Below are 1,888 nucleotides of genomic sequence, written 5' to 3' on the forward strand. Positions count from 1 at the left end.
GTCGATCACGGGTCGCCCGCTGGACGTCCTCTGGCCGATCCTGCTGTTCTTCGCGGTGGCACTCCTGCTGGCTTTCGCGGTGTCGGGCCCGCTCAACGCGCTGGCTCTGGGCGAAGAACTGGCCCGCGCCCAAGGGGTCCACCTGGCACGCACCCGCGTGCTCGCGGTGATCGCACTCACCTTCCTTGCCGGTGGCGCCACCGCGATAGCGGGACCCATCGGATTCGTCGGACTCATGGTGCCGCACGTGGCCCGCTGGATCGTCGGCCCGGACCAACGCTGGATCTTCGCGTACAGCGTGCTGCTCGCCCCGAGCCTGCTGCTGGCCTCCGACATCCTCGGCCGCGTCGTGATGCGCCCCGGCGAGATCCCCGTGGGGATCGTCACCGCCTTCGTCGGCGCTCCCGTCCTCATCGTGCTGGTGCGGCGGAAGAAGGCAAGCGGGCTGTGAACACGAACACGCGCCCGGTGCGGGCGAAAGAAGGCAAGCGGACGGTGAAGGTGAACGCGCACCGTCCACGGGCGGACTTCGGGCGGCGGGCGCTGGTGCTGCGGCGCGGGCGGCTCGCAATCCGCCTCCCGTGGCGCTCGGTCGTCGTCTGCACGGTGCTCGCGGTCGCGATCGCCGCTATGGCGGTGCTCGCGCTGATGACCGGCTCGTACGCGCTGAGTCCCGGGCAGGTGCTCTCCGCACTGACCGGCCGGGAGACCGGCTTCGTCCAGGAGCTCGTGGTCCAGTGGCGGCTGCCCCGGGTGGCCGCGGCGCTGGTCTTCGGCGCGGCTCTGGGCGTGAGCGGGGCAATGTTCCAGTCGCTGTTGCGCAACCCCCTCGCCGACCCCGGCATCATGGGGTTCTCCCAAGGCTCCTACACCGGCGCGCTGATCGTGATCCTGGTCGTCGACGGCACCTACACGCAGCTGGCCGGCGGGGCGCTGCTGGGCGGGCTGGCCACCGCCGTGGCCGTGTACGTGCTGGCCTACCGGCGAGGGGTGAAGGGGTTCCGTCTGATCGTCGTCGGTATCGGCGTATCGGCGATGCTCGATTCGCTCAACACCTGGCTGATCCTCAAGGCCGACCTGGACCAGGCGATGTCCGCGGCCGCGTGGGGTGCCGGTTCGCTCAACGGCATATCCTGGAACCAGGTCGCCGTCGGCGGCGCCTGTATCGCCGTACTCCTGCTGCTGGCCGGGATGTTGAGCCGGCCGCTGCGGCAGATGCAGCTGGGCGACGAAGTGGCCGCCTCGCACGGCGTACGTGTCTCGCCCGTACGCCTGGCCCTGATCCTGGTGGCAGTGGCGCTGACGGCGACGGTCACGGCCGCGTCGGGGCCGATCCTGTTCGTCTCCCTGGTCGCCCCGCAGATCGCACGCCGGCTCTCCCGCAGCGCGGGGATCACCCTCGCTCCCGCCGCCTTCGTCGGGGCGCTGCTGTGTCTGGCGTCGGACTACCTCGCCCAGCACATCGCCTCCACCCCGCTGCCGGTCGGCATCATCACCGTCGTGCTCGGCGGCGGCTATCTCGGATACCTGCTGTTCTCCGAAGCAAGAAGGCGCCTGTGAGCGCGAACCGGCCCGGCGCCGCGCGCCCGAGGGTGCAGTCGGCGACGATCGGCTACGACAAGCCGGTCATCTCCGAGCGACTCTCGGTGGCGATCCCCGAGGAGTCGTGCACGGTTATCGTCGGCCCGAACGCGTGCGGCAAGTCGACCCTGTTGCGCGGCCTGTCCCGACTGCTGAAACCGTCGGCCGGGCAGATCGTTCTCGACGGCGACGACATCAACTTGCTCAAGACCAAAGAGGTGGCGCGGCGGGTAGGACTGCTGCCGCAGAGCGCGATGGCCTCGGACGGGGTCACCGTCGCCGACCTGGTGGCCCGGGGGCGCTACAC

3 protein-coding genes are annotated in these 1,888 nt (G+C 70.5%); all 3 read left to right on the plus strand.

What is annotated here, in order from left to right; all coding sequences use genetic code 11:
- Positions 1-451 (plus strand): FecCD family ABC transporter permease (locus ACQKIP_RS46340; protein WP_427745755.1); only part of this gene is annotated, 451 nt, incomplete at its 5' end.
- Positions 448-1,560 (plus strand): FecCD family ABC transporter permease, encoded by a 1,113-nt coding sequence (locus ACQKIP_RS46345; RefSeq protein ID WP_365866489.1) that lies wholly within the window; start codon positions 448-450, stop codon positions 1,558-1,560. The genes ACQKIP_RS46340 and ACQKIP_RS46345, both read left to right, overlap by 4 nt.
- Positions 1,557-1,888, plus strand: a 332-nt coding sequence (locus ACQKIP_RS46350; RefSeq protein ID WP_427745756.1) for an ATP-binding cassette domain-containing protein, incomplete at its 3' end; no start/stop codon positions are given. The genes ACQKIP_RS46345 and ACQKIP_RS46350, both read left to right, overlap by 4 nt.

It is taken from the genome of Streptomyces sp. NPDC059900, assembly GCF_050270335.1.
GTDB lineage: Bacteria > Actinomycetota > Actinomycetes > Streptomycetales > Streptomycetaceae > Streptomyces.